The sequence below is a fragment of the Arthrobacter sp. 131MFCol6.1 genome, assembly GCF_000374925.1.
In the GTDB taxonomy this organism is placed as follows: Bacteria; Actinomycetota; Actinomycetes; order Actinomycetales; family Micrococcaceae; genus Arthrobacter.
The window spans coordinates 1,330,594-1,355,770 of record NZ_KB895541.1; the positions used below are offsets into that span (position 1 = coordinate 1,330,594).

A 25,177-nucleotide genomic window follows, 5' to 3' on the forward strand; every position below is an offset into this window, starting at 1 on the left:
GAACCCTTCACATGGTCAGTAGGTTAGGGACTGGCACCCCAGCGCGGACACCCCGGTCCGCAGGACGCCGGCCCCGGCGCTGGAGACACAGACGGTGTACTTGCCCCGGGCCTTGATGGGAATGGCGGCACGGTAGCCGTGGTTGCCTCTCACGTTCAGCGCGCTGTTCACATCCAGCCGGTAGATGTTGGCCGAGACACTGTAGCTCTTGGAGCTCGAATCCGGAGACTTGACGGTGACGCGGACCGGGACGCTCTGGCTCGTGAAGCCCGGATCCATGGCCCAGCCGGTCGCCAGAATCGTTCTGCTGGTGCTGGTCCCGGACAGGCGGGCGGTGTCCAGGTAACCCCGCACCGGTGCGGCGGGCTGCGCAACCACATCCCGGCAGCCGAGCAGTGTGTTGCCCGCACTCAGCGGGCTCACTGAGATGCCGTAAGCGCACACGTGGTAGCGGCCGGACAGGGTGATCGGGATGCTGTTCCGGAATCCGTGGTTTCCGGTCAGCGAAAACGCGGCATTGACGTCCGGCCGGGTCCCGTTCGCGCTGAAGGGGTAGCCCTTGGTCTTGCCGTCCGGGCCCGTGACGTAGATGTGCACGGCGTTGGACGCTGCCGGCGTGCCGGGTTCATAGGTCCAGCCGGACGCCGTGATAACCGCCGACGGCGTCTTGGTCTGCACCACGATGGCGTCCACGTAGCCGACCGGCCGCGCAGCGGGGGCCGCCGTAGCGTTCACGCAGCCCAGGAAGCCGTTGCCCTTGGTCAGGGGGGCGACAGCGATTCCGGTGGCGCAGACGCGGTACGTTCCGGCCTTCGTCACGCTCACGGATGTCCGGTACCCGTGCGAACCGGCGATCCCCATGGCGGCGTTGACGTCGCTCCGGGCAGCGTTGGCGGTGGTGGTCACTGTCTTCGTGCTGCCGTCCGGGGACGTGACGCTCAGCTGGACTGGGATCGACGCCGACGGGACGCCGGCGTCGAAGGACCAGCCTGCGACGTCCAGCCGCGCCGAGGACCCGGCGTTGATGAAGGACACGGAATCCAGGTACCCGGTGGGCGGGTCACTGACAGCCACGGGGACGTTGCGGCAGCCCAGGGTGGTGTTACCGGCAGCAAACGGGGCGACGGGGATGGCGTAGGCGCAGACCCGATACGTGCCGGTCTCTGTTGCCGGGATGGTGATCGCAAACCCGTGCGTGCCGCTGACCCCCAAGGCCTTATTGACGTCCAGGCGCTGCAGGTTGGCGGTGAAGGCCTGGCCGGTGGTGGCCCCTGCAGGGGTGGTCACGTAGACGTGGACCGGGATGGATGCGCCTGGCTTGCCGCGGTCCACTGCCCAGCCCCGCAGCTTGATGGACGGTTTGCCAGACACCATGGCCGTGCTGACCGCATCGAGGGATCCCTCGGGTGCGGGAGTGCTGGCCAGGGTGACGGTCCGGCAGCCCAGTGCTGTGTTGTTAAAGATCCCGATCGCATAAGCGCAGGCTTGATACTGTCCGGCCGCCGTGACGGCGATCGACGCCTGGAAGCCGTGGTTTCCACTGATGCCCAGCGCCGCGTTGACGTCGGCGCGCGGTTTGTCCGCGGTGAAGGCATGGCCCGTCGTCGTGCCGTCAGGTGCTGTGACATAAATGTGCGTCTGCGTTGAGGTGGAGGCCGCCGCCGGATCCACCGACCATCCGCGGACGTTGATGGTGGCGCCGGACGAGGTGACCGCGAGGGCTGCGCTGTCGAACGAGCCCTTCGCGGGCGCACCCGGCGGACGGATCGTCACGGTGGCCCCGGTGTTGCTGACGGCGCCGATGGAGACCTTGGTGCCGGCGTGCGTGGTGAAGGTCTGGCCGGCCTGCCAGGCCTGGGTGTTGCTGTAGTAGCCGTTGAAGGCGGTTGCCCGGGTATTGGGCGGAAGCAGGATCGAGGAGTTGCCTCCGCCCTGCTGGGTGATCTTCACGCCGCGGTTTCCGTTCTGCGCAATCACGGAGTCGTAACCGACCGGAGTGCGGAGTTCCAGGAAATACACCTCGCCGGATTTCGGGTCCGTGAACTTCGCTGCGCGGTTGGCACCTGTTCCGGCCCACGGCTTGAGGTTCACCGTGCGGGGGGCGGACACCGTGCCCAGGTTGGCGATCTCGTTACCGTTGCCGAACCGGCCCATTTCCCAGAAGCTGGCGCTGATTTCCGGCATGATGTCGAAGTGCGAGATACCCATCAGATCCAGGTTGTCGCCGTAGGTCTTGATGCTGCAGGTGGCATCCGCAAACCCGGCGAACGGCCCGGAGGCCACGTCCATGGCGCCGCTGCCGCACAGCAGGCTGTTGGCATGGTCCATGCCAAGGGCGTGCCCGAACTCATGTGCCAGGACAGGCGTGGAGAGCCGGCTGTTCTGCGGCATCAGGATGCGGCCGCCAATGTTGCCGTTGCTGTAGGTCATGCCCGCGGCGCCGTTGGTGAGGTAGGCGCCGGGGATGAACATGACCAGTGCCGTGTAGGAACTCTGCGTCCAGCCCAGCTCCTGGGAGACGATGTCCACAATCTGCGCCGGCGACTGCTTGGAGGTCGCGGCGGACTTGTGCAGCTGGCGCGACGAACTCAGCGCAATGTCCACCCGGCCCGCTGTGGCGAAGGCCCAGTAGCGGTTGGCGGAGCTGAGCGAGGCCTTCGCCGCCGCCATCGGGACGGCCGTGTCCGTCTCGGCTGCAGACTTGTCGGCCAACTGCACCGTCACCAATGTGGTTTTCAACGTGCCGGCGAGCGGCGCGCTGACGTAGGTGTATTCGGACTTGGCCCTGCCTGCGGGCGGCTCCGGGCGCACAAAGTCATCCACCGGCCCCTGGGGGCTCGGGTCCGACACCGCCGGCACGGCACCAGTCTGCACGGCAGCCGACGGCGCCAGTGCGCCGGCGGACACCTGTCCAGCGGCCGGCACCTCGACAGCGGCCACGGCGGCCTGCGGCAAGGTTGCTGCCAGCATCACGGCGGCAATCACGGTTGCCGCTATGTTTAGTTTTCGCAAGATTGCTCGCTTAGGGGTGAGACCGAAGGTGGATACCTGTGGTGGGAGCGACGTAAGTTGCCTATAGCATAAACGGCAATCCACATCTGTCACCCCAGTAACTTTGATCTCCAGAATCACAACTGCATCACGCATTCTTTTGTGCAAGTTTTGGCGCAGCACCGGCGCACCATTTCGCCACCTGAAAACCGCGTGCCAAACTCTTAGCCGTGCCTCCTTCCGTCGCCGCGGTGAATACCGCCACCCGCAGGGTGCTCGCGGTCGCCGTCGGGGGCCTCCTGCTGTGGCTGATCATCGCCCTTCAACTGTTCGTTAACGTGGACCCCCTCAGCGTGCACCGGACGGACGCCGTCATCATGCTCGGCGGCGCGGCTTCCGAACGCCTGCCGGTGGCGCGCCAGTTCCAAGCCGATTTCCACGTTCCGGTCCTCGTGATCTCGCACACGGACACGTTTGGCAACCGGGTGGCGGATGAGGCGTGCAATTCGGCCGTCTTCCCCAACGCGTCCGTCATCTGCTTCCGCCCCCCGGACCTGGACACCCGCGGCGAAGCACTGGCCATATCCGGCCTGGTCAAGGCCAACGGCTGGAAGTCCGTCACCGTAGTGACGTCCAGTTATCACCTCACCCGCGCGGGGCGCCTGATTGGCCAGTGCACGACGGCGGACGTACAGATGGTTGCCTCACATCCGGACCTGGATTTGGGCCAATGGTTGAGGCGGTTTGTGATCGAAACCGGAGGACTGATCGATGCTTCCTTGCGGCCGGAATGCGCCAATCAGTGAACGAAAATGTAACAATTGAACCTCATCCGGCTGAACTGGTCAGCCGGTCCGGGCATCTGACCCAGGCGAGGAGGACATGCTGGAACACACTCCTGACGGCCCTCCCCCGCTGGTTGCCGCGCCCCGGCACCTGCGCAGGCGCCGCATGCACGCGGAGATCGCAGACACCCTCCTGGTGCCCGGGGCGGAGCCGCTTCCGCTCAAAGAACCGCCCGCCGAAGCGCCGGCTCCTGCAGAACCGGAGACCGCAAACCACGACGCCGCGGACCTGGACACCGCAAGCCAGGATGCCGCAGACCTGGACACCGCAAGCCAGGATGCCGCAAACGCGGCGACAGAAGCCCGAGACAAGGAATCCCAGCAGCTCCTCCGGGACGCGCAGTACCGACGCAAACGGCGGGTGGCACTCCTGGGCGTTCTCTTTGTAGCCATAGCTTTGCCAGCCATCGTGCTGGCGCTGCTGCTCGGCTGAAGCCGGGCCATAAACCTTAGCAACCGCTCGCACACCCTTGGGGAAAACCATGCACAGCATCATGCCGATCTTCGGAACCAGGCCGGAAGCCATCAAGATGGCCCCAATCGTCAGCGCGCTGCAGGAGTCTGAACTCTTCCGGTGCATCGTGACGGTCACAGGGCAGCATCGTGAAATGCTGGACCAGGTCAACGAACTGTTCGGCATTGTTCCGGACCACGACCTCGACATCCTGCAGCCAGGGCAGTCCCTGTCGGCCATCATGACGCGGACCATCGACGGCCTGGAGACGCTCTTTGCCGGGTCGAGGCCGGACGCCGTCGTTGTCCAGGGCGATACCACCACCTCCACGGCCGCGGCCATCGCAGCGTTCTACCACGGCATCCCTGTGGTGCACGTCGAGGCCGGGCTGCGCAGCGGAGACCTGCTCTCGCCGTTTCCGGAGGAAGCCAACCGGAAGATCACGAGCCAGATCGCCCGCCTGCATCTGGCTCCCACCTCCACTAGCCGGGAAAACCTGGAAAGGGAAGGCATAAGTCCGGAGGACATCGTAGTGACCGGCAACACGGTGATTGACGCTCTCCTGGCCACGGTGGACAAACAGCTGCCGTTCACGGACCCCCGGCTGGAAGAGCTTGCCACCAGCGGCCGCCGGATCCTGTTGGTGACCACGCACCGCCGTGAAAACCAGGGCGATGCCATGCGCAACATGGGCCGGGCGCTGGCCCGGATCGCCGACGCCGAGCCGGAACTGACGATTGTTCTGCCCGCCCACAAGAACCCGGTGGTGCGCGAGGCGGTGCTGCCCGCACTGGACGGCAAAGCAAATGTGCTGGTCACTGAGCCGCTGGCCTACGGTGAGTTCACCCGCCTGCTGTCCCGGGCGCACATCGTGCTCACAGACTCCGGCGGAGTGCAGGAGGAAGCGCCCAGCCTCGGCAAACCCGTCCTGGTGATGCGGGAAAACACGGAGCGGCCCGAGGCACTGGAGGCCGGAACCGTGAAGCTCATTGGCACCGACGAGGAACGGATTGTTGCCGAGGTGAGCCACCTCCTGCACGATTCCGCGCACTTTGCCGCCATGGCAAACGCAGTGAACCCCTACGGCGACGGCAAAGCCGCCGCCCGCACGGTGGCAGCCATCGAGGAACTGCTCGGCGTCGGCTACCGGACCGCGGAGTTCACCGGGGCGTAGGTACCTGATCACTGCCTGCTGAGCCGCTCGATAGCCTCCTGACCTCGTTAAACACGTCGAACAAGAGGCGTGATTCGTGAAACAATGAGTGTTCAACAGGCAAGGATGCGGGTTGCCGGAATTTCGTTCCCTGACCACGGATCTGGCTCCCTCGGATTCAGGCCAGAATCCGAAACGCCAGGGGGTGCACATGGACCGCAGGACCTTTCTTACCGTGCCCCTCGCCGTCGGCGCCGCCGCACTGGCGGCATGCACCCCTGACACGGCACCCGCGCCTCGACCGCCCTCGAGCCCGTCCACGTCGCCCGCGCCAACCGCTGCTCCGCCCACACTAAAACCCCGCCGACGCAAGTCCGATTATGCGAGCAAGGGCATCGGCATGCCCCGGTTCGAAGGATTCGGCTTCGATGAGCTGAATTCCCTGAACCCGGACTGGTTCTACAACTGGGGGCCGGGCTACCCCCCACTTCGGCCGGCTTCGCAAGAATCCGCTGAATTTGTGCCGATGATCTGGGGTCGCGGATCCTTGGAGCGCAACGGCGTCGCGCAAGTCCGTTCCGAGGCGCCATGGACGGGGGCTGAGCATCTCCTCGGCTTCAACGAACCCGACCACGAGGGCCAGGCGGACATGTCAGTGAGCACCGCCATCAAACTCTGGCCGCAGCTGGAACAGTCGGGCCTCAGACTGGGATCTCCTGCGCCGGTTCAGGCCTTGGGCGACTGGCTCGGGAAATTCATGGACCAGGCAGCAGCGAAGGACCTGCGGGTGGATTTTGTCACGATGCATTCCTACGCTCCGCCCAATGCAGACTCGTTCCTGGAAACGGTGCAGAAAGTGCACGAACGCTACGGGAAGCCGATCTGGATTACGGAATTTGCCGTTGCCGACTGGAAAGCCACCGAATCCTCGCCCTCCCGATTCACGGAGAAGGAAATTTTGGCCTTTATGAAGGAATCCGTTGCCGGACTTCGCAAGATGCCCTACGTGGAGCGCTTCGCCTGGAAGACCAGGGTCCACGGAGACCCCATTATGGGAGCCTCTGCACTGTTCCGGAACAACGGGTCGCTGACCCCCACCGGGCAGCTCTACCGGTCGCTCTAGGCCCCTCCCCCCGCCGGCCGCACGAGCCCTCCGGCAGCCCCGGCGAAACTTGCGTATTTCCTGTGTAAACCCGGGATTTTTCCTGCGCGTTGCCGTGCTAAATTGACTTCAGTCACAACTGAAACAGAGATCCCACAGGCCAGAGCAGCCACTCTCCGCCGCACCGGTCACTCCGCTTCATGGATACTGGGGCGGCGGATCCCCGTCCGCCCTGGCTTTGTTCCTGCCCACCACTTTGCCTTGGTCTGCTCACTCGCATTCGTCTTGGAGATGTTCGCCGGATCCGGTCCGGTCATCCTTCCAATGAAAGGAACACATGGAACGCCGCAAGTTTCTCACCATGCCACTGGCCGCGATGGCAGCGCCGGGTGCACTGCTGGCCGTCAACGCCGGGACGGCCCATGCCGTTACCGCCCCGACCGCCATCCCAACCGTCCCGGCCATCACCACTCCCGCCAACACCCTCAAGGGTTTGGGGCATGGCGGCAAGGACGCCCTGGCGCTCCAGCAGATCAATAGCCTCAAGCTGAAGTGGCACTACACGTGGGGCTCACACCCCAACGTCGCTACGACCACGCCCTTTGTCCCCATGATCAAGAGTGCCAGGACCCTGCTGGAGCAGGATGCCATCGGCTACGTCACCCGCCAACTGGCCGAAACGAAGACCAAGCACCTCCTCGGCTTCAATGAGCCCGACCACGAGGACCAAGCCAATATGTCCGTGGACCAGGCCATCAGCCTGTGGCCCAAACTGCAGGCAACCGGGCTACGGCTTGGGTCACCCGCTACCACAGGGCCCGCCAGCCCCTGGCTCGCGGACTTCATGGCCAAGGCCAAGAACAAGGGACTGCGCGTTGACTTCATGACCATGCACCGCTACGCCTGGCCCAAAGCGGACGAGTTCTTGACGAAGGTCACGGAACTGCATGAGCGGTACGGCAAGCCGATCTGGGTGACCGAGTATGCGGTGGCTGACTGGAACGCCACTTCCACCCGGCCAAGCGTTTACTCCCGGGCCCAGACCGAGGACTTCATGCGCGCCACCGTGGCCGGCCTGCGGGCCATGCCGTTCGTTGAGCGCTTTGCCTGGAAGACCCGGCCGGCCCTTGATCCCAAAATGGGCTGCTCGGCCCTTTTCCACACGAACGGCTCCCTAACCAGCACAGGCAGGCTCTACGCGTCCCTGTGAGGCGCCATGGGGCAGTCATTCAGGGCGTAATGCCCTTGTGTTTTGAACCACAGGCGGGCCGGGTTAAACCTTCGCAAGTAGGCTTATGGGCTAGACTCAAGTCCCACTGGACAGACATATGGCGCGTCGCAGCGCGCCGAGGGGATACATGAATCACTCCGCGGACCAATACCCAACCATTATCAGCTTCGCCATCGGCGCACAGTACTACCACGACGGCGCCGAGCGCCTCGTCGCTCAGTGCGAAGCCCTTGGGCTGAACCACTCAGTTGAGCACATCGAGGCAGTCGAAGACTTGGATTGGGCGCAGATTTGCCGACTCAAGATCCAGTTCTACCGCAAGAAATTGCTGGAACTGGACACGCCGGTTATGTGGATCGACGCGGACACCGAACTGCTGAACCGTCCGGAGACTCTCCGCAACTCCAACGCCGACTTCTCTGCCATGCTGCGCACTGGCTATTTGAACTCTTTTGACCCTTACGTTTCAGCCCGGATGTGGGCGCCTCAGGTTCTCTACTTCGGCAACACTCCCATGGCGGCCAGGTTCCTGGATCATCTCGCGGACGTTGAAGCGAAAACCGCGGGGCCCGTGACGGACGACTACGTCTTCCAGGAAGCCTGGTCCTCCTTCGAGGAACAAATGTCCGTTCTGCTGCTGCCTCCCACGGTCCAGTCGCGAACCATCGAGGCGTCGGGGCCGAGCACCTGGATTCTTCACGGCGACAGCGGGAACGTCCAAGATTTCAAGGACAAAGTCCTCCAGCACGGAACGCTGAAGAACAGGGGCGGCATCCTGACGGTCATTGCCCAGGACCTGATGAAGACCGGTGATTTCGCCGGTGCGGAACAGCTGCTCCGCACCGCTGAAGCTTATGGTTTCGAGAGCATCGAGCGTGTCCGCAGGCTCGCCGAATCCATCCGCCGACAAGGACGGGTGGACGAGGCGAAAGCTGTCATCAAGAATTTCCATCTGGCCCACCCCCTCAACGGCGACGGTAAAATCGCCTATGCCAGGCAGCTCATGAAGGAGCAGAAATTCACCTCGGCTGAGCGCCTTTTCAGCGAGGTTGAAGCATCAGGGGACCCCCGGTTGTCCGGTCTGGCTACTTCCCTCCTCTTCGACCTCGCACAGGAGCGCAAGGCAAAGCGCCTGAAGCTGGAACCCCGGGACCGGACCAGAGTCTGGTGGATGAAGCAGCCGTATCCCGGTAACCTCGGCGACATCCTCAACCCGTACATTGTCGAAAAACTCACTGGCATTCCACCGCGACTGGCCCCGCGCGGTAAGGGCATGTTGGCGATCGGAAGCGTCATCAAGTTCGCACACGATGGCTGCGATGTCTGGGGCACTGGCACCCCTCGCCTGGGCGATGTCCTCAACCCCAACGCCAAGTACCATGCCGTACGTGGCCCGCTCACGCGCCAGCTCGTCCTCGACTCCGGCGGAGAATGCCCCGAGGTGTACGGCGATCCGGCACTTCTGATGCCTCTCCTCTACAACCCTGAAGTCAAGAAGAAGTACCGCCTCGGCGTCATCCGGCACGTCAGGCACCGCGGTCTCGGCGAGATCGCCGACGGGGTCAGGGACCTCAATCTGTTGCGCGTGGGCTACGAGGAAATCGAAAAGTTCATCGACGAGCTCCTCGAATGCGAGATGGTCGTCTCGACTTCGCTCCATGGGATCATCCTTGCGCACGCCTACGGGATTCCCGCCCGCTGGGCTGAGTTCTCCGACACCGCACTCAAGATTCAAGGCGACGGTACGAAGTACATCGACTACCTCAGGTCCGTCCAGCTGCCGGATCAGACGCCCTTGGACCTGTCACAGTTCAGTGTCTTGGACGAGTCACTGATCGAGCACATCGATCCGGACTGTGCCATTACGTTCGATGCCCGGGCACTCCTAGACGCCTTCCCCGGGGGACTGCCTTTCAAGTAGGACGGGAGTCCCGACCCAGGCCAGGAGCACGTCCCGACGTGCTCTTTACCAAAAGCGATCTTGCGGAGGCGACGTCAGTGCCACCAACCAGCGACCCCCTGGGCAGCAAACATGGGAAGGACCCGGACGATGCCATTCTGGGCACCGTCCGGGCGCTGGTTTCGGCGAAACAGCTGTTGGAGGCCCGCTCCTTCGCTCTCCAGGTTGCGGACCACCCTGCGACCCGCGACGCCGGCCGTATCGGCGCCGCCATCGTAGCGTCGAAAAACCGGCTGATCGACCTCGCGGCAGCCTACCTACGCCTCGTCCCGGACGAAAAGGCGCTTACGCTGGCTCCGACGGAGTGGTATCAAGTCCAATTCAACCTGGATCCGGATGCCGCCCTTAAGCACTTCCGCGACAGCGCTGAAAGACACTTTCCAAGCGCAACATGGGTTCTTGTTATCAAGAGCAGCCTGCGCCAGGGCCTGCCGGACGCGGCTGCGGAACTTTGCCGCTTGTTCCTGGAAAATCCGGCGCATGCGAACGAGGAGTGCCAGGCGGACCGGGCCAGCATCCAGTTCATCGATGATTTCCTTCGCGCCCGGCAGGAGCCTGACTCCAGCAGCCGGACGGGCGGGCAAAGCGATGTGACCGTCGGCATCTGGGACAGCGCGCAACCAGATATTGCTGGTCCGTCAGCGGACCTCGGGATCCATCTTGAATCGGTTCTCCTGCTGTTGCGGCTCCGGGGAGTGGCTTCACTTGCCCCCGGGAAGGCTGGACTGGCGCGCGCTCTGCAGGGCATTGAAGGACCCGACAACGATACGGTCACCCGAGACGAGCCGAGGCGCCAGGTCCGGATTGTCGCCGTTCCCCGTTACGCACCTCGGGAGCAGGATGTCCCCAGGTTGACATGGACGGTGTTTCACGGACGCTTTGGCCAGAAGGTCCTCGGGGCGCGTCCGCCGTTCCCAGTTGCCAGCAATATCAGGCCCATATTCTTTGGATTCGAGCTCGCTGACTTGAACAGTGATCCCGAGATGATGACGCTATTGCGGAAGTACGGACCCGTTGGTTGCGCGGACTGGGCGACCACGTACGCCATGCTGAGCCAGGGCGTAGACGCCTTCCTCTCTGGGCCACTGGCCAACTTGGCCACGCCCATAAGCTCCGGGTATCAGAACAGTGCCGGCTTCGCGGGTGACACCGATATGTCCGGGCTGGTTTCCTCCGAACCCGGCCGGAAGAACCTTGTTCGTGCGCAGCAGAAGAGCGCCCGCCTCCGATCGGCCACTCTGGGCAGCAACCTTGAGACCGCTCTTGAGTACCTACAGACGCTGGAAACTGCTGAGGCGGTTTCCACACCGCATCCGGAAACTCACGCCATCAGGAGAGCGCTGGGCCTGGAGGTCCACTATGCCCCGCCGGGCCGGGCCAACACTACAGAAGCGCCGGCCGACGAAGCCCCGGAGGCAGACCGGCCGCCTGCCTCAGTGTCAATCCCACTCGACGCCGTCCTGGAAGAAATATCCGCCGGAGCCGGCGAGACGGCCGTTTACGAGACGTGGTCCCGCGCTACTGCCGGGCTGGTGGCCGAGGCGTGGAGACGCTATGAACAGCCACCGGTTGTCCCCCCGACAGGCTTCGACGTCGAGTCCATCAGCAGCGTCCTGCGCGAAAATACCGTTCACGCGGGAAAGGCGGAAGTCCGCCAGGCCCCCGCCACTGTGCATGTGGCGATGGCGTGCGATGCCAACCTGTTCGGCCAACTTGCTGTGGCGATCGGGAGCCTGCAGCGGGGCACCGACCGCAAGCTGCAGATTCATCTGCTCTGCCGCGGCCTGGGCCCAGACAACTTCACGTACCTGGCCTCGCTGTTTCCGGAAATCGCCTTTGATTTTATCCCCTGCGACAGGGTCGACTACGGGACCGTGCTGAGCACCGGCGGCCACTTGACCGTCTCATCGATTGACCGGTTGCTGTTGCCCGCGCTCCTGAGGGGGATACCACAAGTTGTCTACTTGGACGTAGATCTCCTGGTGCTCGCAGACGTAGGAAAACTCTTTGATATTGACCTGAAATCGGTGCCGCTGGCAGCGTGCTCGGCGACGGCGGACTGGTCGAAGAGCGGGTACGGCCATCTGGGCGCGGTCGCGCAGCGGCTTGAACCGACCAGGTCGGAGGAACTGAAGCACCTCATGCTGCGGATCCATCGCAAGGACTTCCTGGCTTTCAACTCGGGGGTCCTTGTACTGAACCTTGAGCAGATGCGCTCGGATAATTTCTGCGCGCGGTTCCTCGGCTACCTGTCCTATTTCGACATGACCGACCAAGACGTGCTGTACTGCTACACCGGCAGCAACTGGCGGGCCCTGCATCCCACGTGGAATTGCATACCCTCTCAGGTTTACGTTTCCCGTCCGCTCATCGTCCACTGGGCCGGACCCGCGAAGCCCTGGCATGAGCTTCGCATGCCCTATCAGGGCGCTTGGTGTGAGCTCGTGCAGGACCTTGCGGCAAAGGCCGCAGCCTGTGGGCTGGATGCCGCACCGATTGCGGAATTGGCCCAAGCGGCCGTCTAGCTTCTCACCTGGTCTCAGCCGACGTCAGGGACCAGAAATCAGTAACGCCCGGTTCGGTCAGTGCCAGCAAGGATTGCACGTTGCCATCCAGCCGCTCACGGGCTGCGCCTTCCATGGCGTTGATAGCGGGTCGCAGCCTCTCCCTGATCTGTGCCCGGTCCCGGAGCGTTGCTGAGATGACGTTGAAGAGTTCACCGGCGGGGGCATCTGGTCCGACAAGCCGGTCGCTCTCACCGGCCTCGCGGAAATAGTCAGAGATCTTGGCCTCATACGACAACCCGACCGCGGGAACACCTTGACGGTGTCCCAGGATCGAAGCATGGAGCCTCATGGACACCAACACGTCGACGCTGCCGAGGTCCGCAGCAGCCTGGGCGGGATCCATGGTAAACGGAAGGACGACGCTTTCGCGGGCGCCGACTGCATCGAACAAAAGACGCAACTCCGACTCGTCTCCGCTTTGAAACGGAACCCCGATAAATGCGCAATTGAAGTCGTTCTCGAGCCTCCGGAGGCTCTCGGCCAGTCCGGGCCACAGGTGGTTTGCTGCGAGCGGATCTGTGTTGTCCATTGCCCGGACATTGACGCCGACGCGCAAGGGGGCTTGGACGTGCGTGCCTGGGCGCGGCGGCAAGACCGGTACCGCCCATGCGAACGCGAGGTCACCGTCCTGGCTTGGCTCGGCCCCGGCGTGGGCAAGCTCTTCAAGCAAAGACTGAGAATTGGAATCGCGCACGCTGATGACGCTGCACAGCGACGCCATGAGGCGCACGTAGGCCCGTCCCGAACGTTCCCGCAGGGGTCCCACTCCAAGACCCAGACCAGCAATGGGCTTTCCCACCGCCTGGAAAAGGACCGGCAACGTGGCCAGGTTCACCACTGAATGCCGGGGATTCTGGAACAACCCGGCGAGCCCGCCGTTAGTGTCGGCCGCTTTATCGTTCCAGATGCCCCCGCCCCCGATGATCAGAGCGTCTGCGTATTGAGCCAGCTGTGCCATGCTTTTCATCTCATGGCGCGGCATGGCGGCAAGGCCGTGGTCCTGCTCGACGCGAGACGGGCGCGGGGCGGCGACCACTACCTGGCCGTGCGGGTTGACGCGCCGGAGCGCTTGCGCGAGGACGTCCAAGATTAGTTCGTCGCCGATATTCCGTTCTCCGTACCATCCTGAAATGGCCACGACCGGACCCCGTGGCCGAACAGAGGCAGACCAGCGTTCCTTGATGCGTTGACGCACGCCCGGAGCAAATGCCCCCAAATCCGCCTGGGCGTAGTCGCGAATCGCTTCAATGAGGTGGTGGAACTGGTCCTCATACAAGTAGCTGGACTGAAGAATCGCCGCGTCCTGGTTTGCTGCTTGTCCCAGGTCGCCGGCGTCGACCTTCAGCCGCTGGAGCAGTTCCTCCAGCCCGGACTCCCCGCGGTAGGTGAACACGGCGGACAGCGCGGCAAAATGGGCAGGCAATCGCAGTTTTTCTGGCACCACTACCGCAGAGCCGGACAGAAGCGAGACCATGCACCGCCAGAGGGTCTGGCGCTGGGAAGGGATAACTGGTGGGTAGATGTGGACGAGGGCACGGGCAAGGTTCTCTGACTCTGCGGAGTCTGGGGCCGGCTCTCCGGCACCACGGAAGTCGGCGTCCGCGGCCAACTTCGCGGACAAATCAGGATAGGACTGCGCCATCGCGCTTCCGTCCATCACGGCAAAGGACAGCGGTGCGGGATCCCTGGGAGTGCGGCTGAAAGCCAGCGAGGCGTCGGCGCCCAGGTAGAACGGGAGGCTGAGGGCAGCGGAATCGGCGGAACCGCCCCCCGCAATGACATCGTAACGGCGCGGCCCCGCCGTCCCCTCGGCCTTTGGCAAGGTGTCGAGGAAAAGCAGCACGATTCCCCTTCGGGATGCCAGTTCCTGACTGGATGCCTCTACCGAGTAGCCGGCGTTCGGGACGAGGACGACGTCTGGATCGAAGGTGTCCAGAATTGGAGAAACCGGCTTGAGATTCACCGAACGCGTCGAGCTCCCGCCCGATTCCGACTTACGAATCAGCCCGTCATGGCGGGTCGCCGAGACAGTGAAGACGTGGTGGCCCAGCATGCTCAGGGCCCGTCGGAGACTCTCAACCTGATTCCTGAGACTGGGATCGAGAGGCATGACCAGGAGGATCCGCAAGCACGGCCCATTGTTTCGCCGGGCCTTTATCCTGGCCAGGACGTCTGGCTCAGGCAGCCCCAGTGCGGAAAGATCAGTCATCGCCGCTGGTCCTCCAACCGGGGTATCCGAGTCCGTCCCACGACCTGATGGCTTGTTTCTCGAAAAACGCGCTGTCGGGGTTCCAGGTGTGCATTCGTTCGCCGTCGCCCCGGCGCATCAGATAGTTCATGCCGTGCGTGCGGTAGACAGTTCCACCGAGCTTGCGCAGCGACTCGTGCAGAAGCCGGTCCTCGGCGGTGCCGACAGGACTCCAGCCTCCCACCTTGCGCAGTGTTTCCCTCGACAGGAGCATGGTGCCGCCGGTGACGGTAGCGCCGTACATTTCACTGTTGGGACGTCGCTGTATTGTCTTCCCGGACACTTCCAAGTACACGAATTCCGCCTTGCACCCCACCAGTTCGGCCCCGGAATAGCGCGCTGCTGCGAGTAGGTCGGCAAGGTGGTGCTGGGTGTACAGGTCGTCGTCATCCATCTTGGCGATGTAATCGCCACTCGCTTCCACCGTGAGTTTGTTGAGGGCCTCTCCCAGGTTGAAGTCGGCGTCAACCTCGATGAAGCGGACGTCGGTCCGGGACTGGAGCCAGGGAGACGCCGCGAGGAGTTGTTGCCGGCTGTAACCGTGCAGCCCAACCAATACCTCGCGGTTTGTGTGGCTCTGATGGACGGCCTGCCGCACGATCGACTCAACGAATTCGGGACGGCGGGACGGGATGAGAACAGAAATGGAATCATCAGTGCCGCAACTTTCCGAAGGACGGCGCGGAACGATGCCTCGCAGGATCTCCTGCTGAGAATGCACGCGCAGCGCATGCCGCCGCGTGTCCACGGACCAAGCCTGCCGGGTCAAGTCGTCTTCCAGGTCAAGCTCTGGCAGAACGGAGTACTGGCCCCGCAAGTCCGCGCCGATCCCCCAGGCTCCCGCTGGGGGCAGGTCATCAATCTGCAGGGGGACACCAGCACAAGCCATTCCGGCAAGCAACATGGCCGCATGCCGCGGGTCCGCTTCTCCGGCCTGCTGCAAACGAGCCTGGCGGTAAGGGCGCAAGTCGGCGATCACGTTCTCGTTCAGGCCAGCGCTGACATCGTAGACCCGGGATCCCCCGTTCCCGGGACGCAACGTCAGAAGGATCCGACGCTTTGCGTGCTCCAGCTCAAGGTCAACCACGCCGAGACGGGGTTCAGCCTCAAAGCCGGCAGGTGAGATCCAGCGGGTATCGACGGGCTGCAGTGATGACATGTCAACGTCCACGACAGGTACACCAAGTTCACCCAGCAGCCTGCGGCCGGCTTCATCGAGCGCCACGTCGGTCGAGGCTTCGGTGTTGGTCAGGAACACGTCAAAAGGAGGTATGGAGTCCGGCTCCATCGGCACGGCGCCGAGTCCGACGCCGATCTTGTGGCTTCCTCCCGCCAGCCGGGTCATTGAGGCTTCCTCGACCGCCACGCGGGCGGAGAGGAGTAGCGATCCTGGGCACACGAGCTTTGACACGGCCTGGCCGATGTCGATGGAGCAAGTATCGGAAACGGCCGTGAACACGAACCCGGTGTCCGACACCTCGACAGTGTTCCGGCTGCCCGCCCTGGAGGGGGGCACGTTGAAGTTTGACCGTTCGAGCCGCGAGGTTCTCTCCAGGACGACAATCAGGCGACTTGCGTAGCCTTCGTGCGCCAAAAGCTGGCCGGAACGCTCAAGGTCGACGAGCGAAGCGCACACGAGGACGAAAGTTCCCCGCATGCGTTTGTCTTTTCCTTTGACCGTACTGCCCGGGGTTCGCGGGTCGTCTTTACGCAGCTTCCAGCCGGAGAAATCCATACCCAGGGTTCGCGCGGTTTGTGCCTTTGTGACATTCCCCACCAAGGCGATAATGTCAACAGCCACCAATTACCACCTTCGGCCAGGCAAAGCCGCGCCCACCCCGGGCAACCGTCAAAGAATCAGGCATCGAGACTAGTCAACCGACTTCCGGCCGAGGGTTCGGGTGGTCCAGCCGGCGGCTTCCCATTCCTGCCAGTCCAGGACGTTTCGGCCGTCGATGATCTTGCGGGACTTGACCAGGCCGGCCAGGTCGGAGGGGCCCAGTGCTTTGAACTCCGGCCATTCCGTAAGCAAGAGGACCAGGTCGGCCCCCTGGACCGCTTCTTCGGTGCTGTCGGCGAAGCCCAGCCGGGGGAACCTCTTTGCGGCATTCGCGTTGGCCTTGGGGTCGTAAATGAAGACCTCCGCACCCTGGTTGAAGAGCCTCGCAGCGATGTCCAGAGACGGTGAGTCCCGTACGTCATCACTTTCCGGCTTGAACGCAGCGCCGAGCACCGCGATGCGTTTCCCGACAACGTCATTATCGAGGAGTTCGTCGGCCAGGAACACCGCCCGGTCGCGACGACGGAGGTTTATTTCATCCATCTCCGTCAGGAAGCGCATTGTGCGGTCCAGGCCGAGCTCACTGACACGGGCCTGCAGTGCCCTAATATCCTTGGGCAGGCAACCGCCGCCGAAGCCCACGCCCGCGTTCAGGAAGCGACGCCCGATCCGCACATCATGGCCGAGCGCGTCCGCCAGCGTGGAAATGGATCCGCCGACCGTCTCAGTAATTTCGGAAATTGCGTTGATGAAGGAAATCTTCGTCGCGAGGAATGCATTAGCTGCAGTCTTCACCAGTTCGGACGTTTCAAAATCGGTGGTGATCACGGGCGTGTTACGGGAAATTGCGTCCGCGTAAATCGTCCGGAGCAATTCCTCGGCGGCCGGGGAATCAACGCCGAACACAAGCCGGTCGGGCCGAAGTGTGTCCTCGACCGCAAAGCCTTCCCGCAGGAATTCAGGGTTCCAGGCCAGGTCGATTGACAGGCCCGGGGCGCTGAGTTCTTTGACCATTGCCTGAAGGCGTCGTGCGGTGCCGACAGGAACCGTCGACTTTCCAATGATCAGTGCGTCACGCTTGATGAGCCGGGTGAGTCCGGCCACAGCCGCATCCACGTACGTGAGATCGGCGCCGGTGTCACCAGCGCGCTGGGGGGTGCCCACCGCAACGAAATGAACATCCGCCGCCTCTGCGGCAGTTTCCAGCTCGGTCGTAAAAGTCAGGCGACCGCTGGCGATGTGCTTGCGGAGCAATTCGGGCAGGCCTGGCTCGTAGAAAGGCAGATCGCCATTGGCCAGGCTCTTGATTTTCTGTTCGTCCGTGTCCACTCCAATGACGTCGAAGCCGAGTTCGGCCATCGCAGCAGCATGGGTGGCTCCAAGGTAGCCGGTACCAATAACACTTACTGTCAGGCTCACTGGGTAATCTCCTGTGTATCGTCGGATGCGACGCGCAAGTCGCTCTCCATGGGGGTGAGTGGGTGCTGCTGGTAGATCATTTCACGGGTAATGGCCCGAAATTGTTCGTCAGGTCGCAGTGCGGCTGGAGCAAAAGTCATTTGTCTGCATCTGCCTGGATAATGAGCTCTTCACCGAAGAACTCCGCATGCGCCTCTTGGATATTGCGCAGGAATCGGTGACGTGCGGGCGGCTCGTGGCCTTTCGACATCGGCTCCAGCACCAGGCGGAGCCGCCCGGAAGCGTCCATTCCGCCAGTTTCAGGATCAATTGAGCGCACCTCGGCGAACGGTGCATAATGCTCCTTCAAATGATCCAGGTCATTTGAATTCTGGACGTAGCGCACGTAGTTGGGGATTTCTTGCTCCGCGTAGAGGCGACGGAGGTTTACCCTCTCAGGAAAGTCAACTTCCACGGCATCAATGGTGTCATAGCCGGGGAAAGCAGCCTTTACCAAGACTTTGTGAACCCAAGAGATGTAGTCACCAACGCGAGTCTGGGGTGAGAAACTAACAGCCGCAGAACCTGGTATGCGGCGCGAAATTGCCATCGCGGCATATCCCCCGCCGCTGGACCCGGTAAGAAGAATGCGCTCATAGCCGCCGTCGGCTGCCACTTGTTTGACAACGGCAGCGATCTCGTCGGAAAGGTCTTGCTCGGCAGTACCGATATACCAACCGAGGGGAACCTTTTCACCCATTTCGAGGGTGGTGTCAGCGATCAATAGAACGCCGGCCTCCAGGTTTCCGAGCGTCCGTCGCCATTCAAAGCGTGGAAGCGTGAACTTGGACCGGACCAGCGAGCCATGGAAGCTAACGATCAGCGTTTTCGAAACTTTAGGGGCGTAGAGGGCCACGACATCAAGCGGCCCCCCGGATCGTCCCGCCACAACATATTCGCGCGGCTCCGCCGCCTGGTGGTCGATCTCGCTGGCCGAATCGACCCGGCGGATCTCGACTGCGTTCCGCTCGTCCCAGTCCAGGCCGGTGGTGGTGGTGTTCGGTGTATTCACGGAGTCTCTCCTGCTTCAAAAGCGCCCACGGTGGAGCTTGTCAGTGCACGCGGAGCTTCCTCCGCCGGGGTGTCGGGAATGGTGAGCGGGTCCGATGGCGCTACATGGTCACCGATGGACTTCTGTCCATGTCCGGACTCGGTGATGACCCGCAGTGTCCGTTCGTTGAGCGGAATCCAACGGATAGGAGCGCCAAAGACCTGCAACAGGTTGCGTTCCACCGTTCCGACCTCGTACTTGTGTTCGTCCGTTTCCCAGTTGTAGGGCGGCTCGTCCGTCCATACGGACAGTTGTTCCGCAGCGTGCCCGCTGCGCAGCTCTCGGCTGTACTGGAACGCCGTCGGATCATAGACGTTGACTGTCGCAGACCGCACGCGGTCCGTGACCTCCACGCGGACAAGACTCCCGTCGTGGAAGGCGTCCATGAGCTCGTCTGAGAATGACCGGTCGATGGCGGCCGTGTGAAGGAGGCTCGGATAGTGCATAAGCCCAACCCGTTCTCCCTTCTCTACTGCGGCCGCAAGATGTTCCTTCATCAGTACGCCCACCAGGGAGTCCGCGCCGAAATCGCCGACCAGCAGGATATCAAGTTCCAGGTCCTGTTGTTTGGCACCGGCCGGAAGGAACCGGGACGGGGCCGGGAACGCCCGCCTGGCAAGCGGGAAGTCCAGGTAGCCGGAGTGTTTGCCCGTCTGGATCATCTTGTGCCAGTGTTCGTAAGAATCGCGGTAGGACACCCGGTCCGGCGACCTGTAGCCGAGACGGAAATCTTCCATGGAAAGGTTCGAGGCGCCCACCAGGGACAGCGTCAAGGGTGCCTCGCACACTTCGAAAGGCTCTTCGCCATTGACGAGGGCCTGGTAGCGGAGAATGAACTCCGTGTCCGCGGCCTTACGGACGGAATCCCAGTGACCCAGGTGCTTCCGAATGGTGGGCGTGTGGAACATGGTGGACACGTGGGCCGGCGTGATGAAGGCTCCGCGCCATCCGCGGTAGTGGAAGAAGAGGTCCTCGTCCGCGCGCGTCCAGGGAGCGGAAACGAGCCTTCCGTCGGTCTGTTGCAGGGCGCCCTGAACCAGGAGCTCGATCTTCTGGGGGTGCTGCCAGTCGTCGCCGTCGAAGATCGTGATGAACTCGCCCTGAGCCATGGAGTAGCCGATGTTGCGCGACGTGTACGCGCCGGCGTTGGGCTCGTTCAGCACCAGCTTGACGCGATCGTCCGCAGCCACCCACTTGTTAAGCCGTTCAGCTGCGTCCCCGCCGGAACCGTCGTCAACGATGATGATTTCAATGTTCCGGTAGCTCTGCTTGAGCGCCGACTGGATCGCAAGATCCGTGTATTCGTCCGGCTTGTAGACGGGCATGACGATGCTGACCAGCGGCCCCTCCGTGACCGTGACCGGCCCTTCGGCCTGCAGGCGGAGGAAAGCCGGGGCGGTGCCTTCGGCCAGCGAAAGCCGGGACAGCCCCGCCCGCTCATAGATCCCGTTGATCTCGGCGAGCCACTGGTCGGCGTCAGCTGCATTGTCCTTGAACGGGTTGGCTGCGTTGGCGCGGTACAGGTGGAGGTCGTTGGCGTTCATTTCGTCGGCCCTGTAAAGGTGTTGAAGCCTGAGGACTTCCTCACCCTGACCGGTCCGGGCAAGGGCGTCCAGGAAGAATTCCCCGCGCCGCTTTTCCCGGAAGGGCTTGGCACCGAGCCGCTGGAAGACGTACTTGTACAGCGTGGCCGCGTTGAGGATGTCGTCCTGGAGAGCGTTCTGGCGGAAGCAGAGGTCGCCGAGATGCAGCAGTACGGAGCGGGGTGTCTTGTCCAGGACGTGCTGAACGCTCCGCCGGGTCTTCCCCCCGATCCGGTACATTTCGAGGGCCACAGCCATGTCCCGCCAGCCCCACTGGCCCGTGGTAGCCGTACTGACCAGGACATCGCGGCCGTCAACGGAACGGAGCTTGGTCAGGCGCTGGGCAAGCCGCGCCTCCGGGATCCGGGAGCGGGCACCCCACTCGACGAGGGCACCAGGGCGCGGGTCCGGCAAAGTTGCGGCCAGCTTGGACTGCGCGGCGATGGCGCGTTTGGTAGCGCGTCGGGACGCCTTCAAGAGCCTGTCCATGTACAGCACGCCGGCGGCCAGCGCAGACACGAAGACCACAACCAGGAGGCCCAGTAGCCAAGGGCTGCGCAGGTACGCAGCCAGCACCACCAAGGCGAACAGGACGGCGAAGGAAGCGGCTGCCGCCTTCTTTTTCGTGGACAGGCGCGCAATTCTGCGGAGAGCTTGTAGAAATTTCATTCCTGAGCCTTCTGGATGTGCGATTGAATGGATCGGGCGGACTGGGACGGGACGGGCACCGGTACCCGGGCGAAGTGGCTACGCAAGGCGTCGAGCCGTGCTCCTGCAGGACGGTCCGAAACAGGGCCGATCTGTGGCGGCGGCTGGAACCCGTCCCATTGTTCGGCAACGCTTTGCAGGAAGATGCTGTCCTCTGGGTTCCAGGTGTGGCCGCCGTGCGAATCCGCCCCGGAGTGGCGTTGCATTACGTAGTTCTGGCCATGGGAGCGGTAGATGAGTCCCCCGGCGGCCTGGACGGCCTGCAAGAGGCATCGGTCGACGGCACGATGAACGGGCCGCCACCCTCCCAGCTGACGCAGCTCATCCCTGCCGAGCATCATGGTGCCGCCCGCAACGTGGTCCGAGTACTGCTCGCCGAGCGGAGGCCTGCGGGTGGTGATGTCCAGGCTTTCCAGGTACACGAATTCGACTTGTGCCCCCACTAGGATGGCACCGCTGAAGTCCTTGGCGTGAACGAGGTCCCGCAGGTGGTGCGGGCCGTACCAGTCGTCGTCGTCCATCTTGCAGATAAGATCGCCGCCGGCGGCGCTGACACCGGCGTTCAGCACGTCGCCGAAAATCATGTCGGCCGGAACGGAGCGCACCTGCAGCTGGCCGGGATACGCCTCCACAGCCCGGCGGACTTCGGGGAGGTCCGGGTCGAAGCCGTGCAGCACCACCACCACTTCCACGGCTTCCCAGCTCTGGCATGCCAGCTGCTCCAGGGCCGAAGCCAGCTTCTCCGGCCGGCGGGTGGCCAGAACCACGCTCACGGAGGGTACGGGAAGCAGCGGCTTGCCGAGCCGGCCCAGCAGTGTGTTCCAGACGGCGCGCGGGCTGTAGAGGTCCAGCGCCGTCCGGCGCAGGTCGATCGACTTTGATTCCCGCACCACCGGCGCGTCACCGGCGTCGAAGGCCTCGATGCAGTCCACCAGCCGGTCACCCAGCATGGACCTTACCGGGGACGGCAATGCACGCGTCAGCATCGGCACGCCGGCGACGGCGAGCTGACTCAGGCGCCGCGCCAACTGCCGGTCCAGGCCGCCGAAGCGGCTGCCATCAACCTCGACATAGTCGTGCGGGCGCAGGGCGGCGAGTCCGGTTTCGCTGAGGTCTCCCCCTTGGCCGAGCTCCCTCGGCTCGAGCGCACGAGCCGGCTTGTCCGGGTAAGGCAAGAACCCCATCGGAGAGACGACGGCGGTATCAACAGGAGGCAGCACGGTCGCCGACGGAGTCCAGACCGGCGGGGTTACCCGTCGTGGCTGGGCGGCGATCTGCTCACTGAGCCGCTGCGCGAGCACGGCGGGACCGATCAAAACGTCGACGGAATAGATGTCATCCGGCTCGGGCTGCAGGAGCTGTTCCGTCATGAAGCTGCCCAGCGAGTCGCCAGCGAGCCAGGCCCCGTCTGAGGGGTCGCTGATACCGACGCGCAGTCCGCCCAGCACCGGCCGCGGCGCGGCCGGCGAGCAACAGCCCAGTGCGGCGAGGGCGGCAGCGTGCACATTCACCCATTTGCCGCCTTCCACCACCACGGCGAAGCCGAGTCCCGGCACGGTCAGGGCGGACGTGCCTGCCTTGACCTGGAGGCTGCGCGGCGTCCAGACCGGCAGATCAGCTGCCGGGAAGAGACCCCGGATCACGAGGACGAAGCGCTGCGCCCGTCCCTCGCTGCGGAACAAGGGAAGCAGCGTCCTGGCCTCGGCGAGGGACTCGGTCTGCACAACGTACTGATCCCACCACAATTGATCCGCAGGAACGGCGTGTTCCCAGTCGGACGCGGTCTTGGGGTCGCGGTGCTCCCAGTCCGAGCGGGCGTAGTCCAGTCCAAGGTCCAACGCCAGCTGCGCCATGGAGTGCTCTGCCGGGCCGACGACAACGCTCTTGATCTGCATGCTGCTAGCTCCCCGCCCCGCCCGCGCGGGACTTGAGCTGGCCAAAGATGTAGGCCGGGCCCTTACGGGCAATGGCACGGGCGCGGGAGAGGCCGCGGTTCGGGGCCATCCCCTGCTCCAGGCGGCGGCGCTCGATTTCGGACTTCTTCAGCCGTGCCTCGAGGTGCCGGATCTTCTGCTCATAGTCGAGGCGGGTAGCGGCGTCGGCCAAATCCCGGACCACGATATTGAGGTCAAGGGTTGCCGCGGCGCCTTTGCGCAGGTGCAGCTTGGGTTTGGGCCGCCGGAAGTCGTGCAGGCCCAGGGCACTCCCCGAGACCCACCGTTCACCGCCGGCGCTTCGTGCGGATTTCTCAGGGTCACCGGTTTCTGACAGCTCCCGGAGGGTCGCCGTCTGCCACAGTTCCATCGCGCCGGACTGCCCGTCCACCAGTGCCCTCAGGACAAGTGCCTGTGTCTGGCGCAGGGTGTCGATCATCGCCTCCAGCGAGTGCAGGCCGATGGCCGTTCCCGCGCTGAGCACCAGCGTGTAGGCGGCCCCAGCAGGCTGTCGTCCGTCCGTTCGGGGAAATGAAAAGCGGCGGTCCGTGACGAGCCACTCCTCCAGCTTCGGCCGCCTGTCCTCCACGAGAACGTCCACGGTGAAATCCTGGCACGCGGAGCCGAATAGCGATGCGACGGTCCCTGCAATCTCCAGGTCCGTGGCCTTCGCGGCCGGGATCAGGATTTTGACGAGTGGGGTCTCCTGCCGCGGCGTGTGCAGGGCTTTGAGCGCGAAACCGGCGTGTCGCAGCTCGTCTTCAATAGCCGCTGCCGCTGACTGGGCGTGGCTTTTCTTATCCACTGACGGAGGCCCCCACGGGCGCGTGCAGCCGATTGGGCTCGGAGGGCTCCTGCTGGTTCCAGATGCCCTTGGTGTCGATGACCTGTTTTCCTTCCAGGGCAACGGAGTCAAGGGCCAGGAATTCATCATGGTCCACCAGGAGCATCACGAGGTCCGCCGCCGCTACGGCCTCCTCCATGCCGTGGAGCACGGAGAGGCCGGATGCTGCCAGCGCCGTCGGGAGTTCCTCGACGTTCGGGTCAACCACCAGGATGGTGCTTTCAGGCAGCTGCCGGACGAGCTCCTGGACGATCGTCACGGACGGCGACTCGCGGACGTCGTCGATGTTGGCCTTGAAAGCCAGGCCGAGGACAGCCACGGTTGCCCCGGGCTGGTCGGCCAGTGCTTCTACAGCCTGCCGGACCACATGGTGCGGCTTGGCGTCGTTGACTTCGCGGGCGGTGCGTATCAGGACGGAGTGTTCCGGGACGGCGTCGACAATGAACCAGGGGTCCACCGCGATGCAGTGTCCGCCTACACCGGGGCCGGGGCGAAGGACATTCACGCGCGGGTGGTGGTTCGCCAGTTCGATCAGCTTCCACACGTCGATGCCCAGGTTGTCGCAGATAAGCGAGAGCTCGTTAGCGAAGGCGATGTTGACGTCGCGGAACGTGTTTTCTACCAGCTTGGTCATTTCGGCCGTGGTGGCGTCCGTGACCAGGATTTGGCCCTGGCAGATGACCTCGTAAAGCCGCTTGGCCAGCTGGGCCCCCTCTTCGGTCAGGCCTCCGATCACGCGGTCGTTGGTGACCATTTCGACCATAATCCGCCCCGGCAGCACCCTTTCCGGAGAGTGCACAACGTGGACATGGTTCAGTCCGGGACCCGCTTCGAGCGACAGGTCCGGCCGCAACTCCGTGAGGTAGGCGCCCAGGCGGTCCGTGGTGCCCGGAGGCGACGTGGACTCCAGGACCACAAGTTCGCCGCCGCGCAGCTTGGGGGCGAGGGCCTCGAGAGCGCTTCGGAGATAGGAGAGGTCGGCGCCGTTGCCCTCCGCGAGCGGGGTGGGCACAGCGATGATGAACGCGTCGGCCGCAGGTACGGTGGACATCGCAACGAGGTTCCCCAGGCTGACCGCGCCCGAAACCACCACGCCCATGTCGGGTTCCACAAAGGGAACCTCTCCCCTGTTGACGGCGTCGATGGTCGACTGCTTTACATCGACGCCGGCCACGCGCTTGCCTTTGGCGGCAAAGCTGGCCGCTGTGGGCAAGCCGATGTAGCCAAGTCCGATGACGGCAACATCAAAAATCGTCTCGTCCATGTCT

The 25,177-nt window shown here is 63.7% G+C and carries 16 protein-coding genes; 7 read left to right on the plus strand and 9 right to left on the minus strand.

Features of this window, described 5'->3' with window-relative positions:
- Positions 1–15: 15 nt before the first annotated feature.
- Positions 16–3,012, minus strand: a complete 2,997-nt coding sequence (locus C566_RS22040) for a hypothetical protein (protein WP_155846744.1) — start codon at positions 3,010–3,012, stop codon at positions 16–18.
- Positions 3,013–3,221: 209 nt separating this feature from the next.
- Here C566_RS22040 and C566_RS0106245 point away from each other — a divergent pair, with 209 nt between their 5' ends.
- The 7 genes from C566_RS0106245 to C566_RS0106275 all read left to right on the plus strand — a co-directional run bounded on the left by C566_RS0106245 (position 3,222) and on the right by C566_RS0106275 (position 12,261).
- Complete coding sequence (locus tag C566_RS0106245) at positions 3,222–3,797, plus strand: YdcF family protein (protein ID WP_018773483.1); 576 nt, start codon at positions 3,222–3,224, stop codon at positions 3,795–3,797.
- A 76-nt stretch (positions 3,798–3,873) separates the two neighbouring features.
- Positions 3,874–4,269, plus strand: coding sequence for a hypothetical protein (locus C566_RS0106250; protein WP_018773484.1), 396 nt, complete (start codon positions 3,874–3,876; stop codon positions 4,267–4,269).
- A 49-nt stretch (positions 4,270–4,318) separates the two neighbouring features.
- A complete protein-coding gene (gene wecB / locus C566_RS0106255) occupies positions 4,319–5,464 on the plus strand; it encodes a non-hydrolyzing UDP-N-acetylglucosamine 2-epimerase (RefSeq protein WP_018773485.1) in 1,146 nt (381 codons plus the stop codon).
- Between the two features lie 379 nt (positions 5,465–5,843).
- Positions 5,844–6,566, plus strand: coding sequence for a glycoside hydrolase family protein (locus C566_RS20975; protein ID WP_018773486.1), 723 nt, complete (start codon positions 5,844–5,846; stop codon positions 6,564–6,566).
- Between the two features lie 316 nt (positions 6,567–6,882).
- A complete protein-coding gene (locus C566_RS22045) occupies positions 6,883–7,755 on the plus strand; it encodes a glycosyl hydrolase (protein WP_018773487.1) in 873 nt (290 codons plus the stop codon).
- Positions 7,756–7,903: 148 nt separating this feature from the next.
- Positions 7,904–9,697 (plus strand): polysaccharide pyruvyl transferase family protein, encoded by a 1,794-nt coding sequence (locus tag C566_RS22050; RefSeq protein WP_018773488.1) that lies wholly within the window; start codon positions 7,904–7,906, stop codon positions 9,695–9,697.
- Between the two features lie 38 nt (positions 9,698–9,735).
- On the plus strand, positions 9,736–12,261 hold the full coding sequence (locus C566_RS0106275; protein WP_018773489.1) for a glycosyltransferase family 8 protein: 2,526 nt from the start codon (positions 9,736–9,738) through the stop codon (positions 12,259–12,261).
- 4 nt (positions 12,262–12,265) lie between these two features.
- Here C566_RS0106275 and C566_RS0106280 read toward each other — a convergent pair whose 3' ends face one another.
- From C566_RS0106280 to wecC, 8 genes are all read right to left on the minus strand, one after another.
- Positions 12,266–14,512 (minus strand): polysaccharide pyruvyl transferase family protein, encoded by a 2,247-nt coding sequence (locus C566_RS0106280; protein WP_018773490.1) that lies wholly within the window; start codon positions 14,510–14,512, stop codon positions 12,266–12,268.
- Positions 14,505–16,352 carry a glycosyltransferase family 2 protein gene (locus C566_RS0106285; protein WP_155846746.1) on the minus strand — a complete coding sequence of 616 codons (1,848 nt, stop codon included), beginning with the start codon at positions 16,350–16,352 and terminating at the stop codon, positions 14,505–14,507. Before C566_RS0106285 ends, C566_RS0106280 begins: the two co-directional genes overlap by 8 nt.
- A gap of 69 nt (positions 16,353–16,421) precedes the next feature.
- Entirely contained in the window at positions 16,422–17,744 is a 1,323-nt protein-coding gene (locus tag C566_RS0106290; protein WP_043466256.1) for a UDP-glucose dehydrogenase family protein, read from the minus strand.
- A 142-nt stretch (positions 17,745–17,886) separates the two neighbouring features.
- Positions 17,887–18,801 carry a hypothetical protein gene (locus tag C566_RS0106300; protein WP_018773493.1) on the minus strand — a complete coding sequence of 305 codons (915 nt, stop codon included), beginning with the start codon at positions 18,799–18,801 and terminating at the stop codon, positions 17,887–17,889.
- Positions 18,798–21,092, minus strand: coding sequence for a glycosyltransferase family 2 protein (locus C566_RS0106305; RefSeq protein ID WP_018773494.1), 2,295 nt, complete (start codon positions 21,090–21,092; stop codon positions 18,798–18,800). Before C566_RS0106305 ends, C566_RS0106300 begins: the two co-directional genes overlap by 4 nt.
- Positions 21,089–23,026 carry a glycosyltransferase gene (locus C566_RS22055; protein WP_018773495.1) on the minus strand — a complete coding sequence of 646 codons (1,938 nt, stop codon included), beginning with the start codon at positions 23,024–23,026 and terminating at the stop codon, positions 21,089–21,091. Before C566_RS22055 ends, C566_RS0106305 begins: the two co-directional genes overlap by 4 nt.
- 4 nt (positions 23,027–23,030) lie before the next feature.
- Positions 23,031–23,870, minus strand: a complete 840-nt coding sequence (locus tag C566_RS0106315) for a hypothetical protein (RefSeq protein ID WP_018773496.1) — start codon at positions 23,868–23,870, stop codon at positions 23,031–23,033.
- Positions 23,863–25,173, minus strand: coding sequence for a UDP-N-acetyl-D-mannosamine dehydrogenase (wecC, locus tag C566_RS0106320; RefSeq protein WP_018773497.1), 1,311 nt, complete (start codon positions 25,171–25,173; stop codon positions 23,863–23,865). Before wecC ends, C566_RS0106315 begins: the two co-directional genes overlap by 8 nt.
- Between the last annotated feature and the right edge of the window lie 4 nt (positions 25,174–25,177).

Excerpts from the sequence above, each read along its gene's own strand:
- C566_RS22050 (WP_018773488.1), top strand. The coding sequence starts at position 7,904 with ATGAATCACTCCGCGGACCAATACCCAACCATTATCAGCTTCGCCATC.
- wecB (WP_018773485.1), top strand. The coding sequence starts at position 4,319 with ATGCACAGCATCATGCCGATCTTCGGAACCAGGCCGGAAGCCATCAAG.
- C566_RS0106250 (WP_018773484.1), top strand. The coding sequence starts at position 3,874 with ATGCTGGAACACACTCCTGACGGCCCTCCCCCGCTGGTTGCCGCGCCC.
- C566_RS0106280 (WP_018773490.1), bottom strand. The coding sequence starts at position 14,512 with ATGACTGATCTTTCCGCACTGGGGCTGCCTGAGCCAGACGTCCTGGCC.
- C566_RS20975 (WP_018773486.1), top strand. The coding sequence starts at position 5,844 with ATGCCCCGGTTCGAAGGATTCGGCTTCGATGAGCTGAATTCCCTGAAC.
- C566_RS0106305 (WP_018773494.1), bottom strand. The coding sequence starts at position 21,092 with ATGAAATTTCTACAAGCTCTCCGCAGAATTGCGCGCCTGTCCACGAAA.
- C566_RS22045 (WP_018773487.1), top strand. The coding sequence starts at position 6,883 with ATGGAACGCCGCAAGTTTCTCACCATGCCACTGGCCGCGATGGCAGCG.
- C566_RS22055 (WP_018773495.1), bottom strand. The coding sequence starts at position 23,026 with ATGCAGATCAAGAGCGTTGTCGTCGGCCCGGCAGAGCACTCCATGGCG.
- wecC (WP_018773497.1), bottom strand. The coding sequence starts at position 25,173 with ATGGACGAGACGATTTTTGATGTTGCCGTCATCGGACTTGGCTACATC.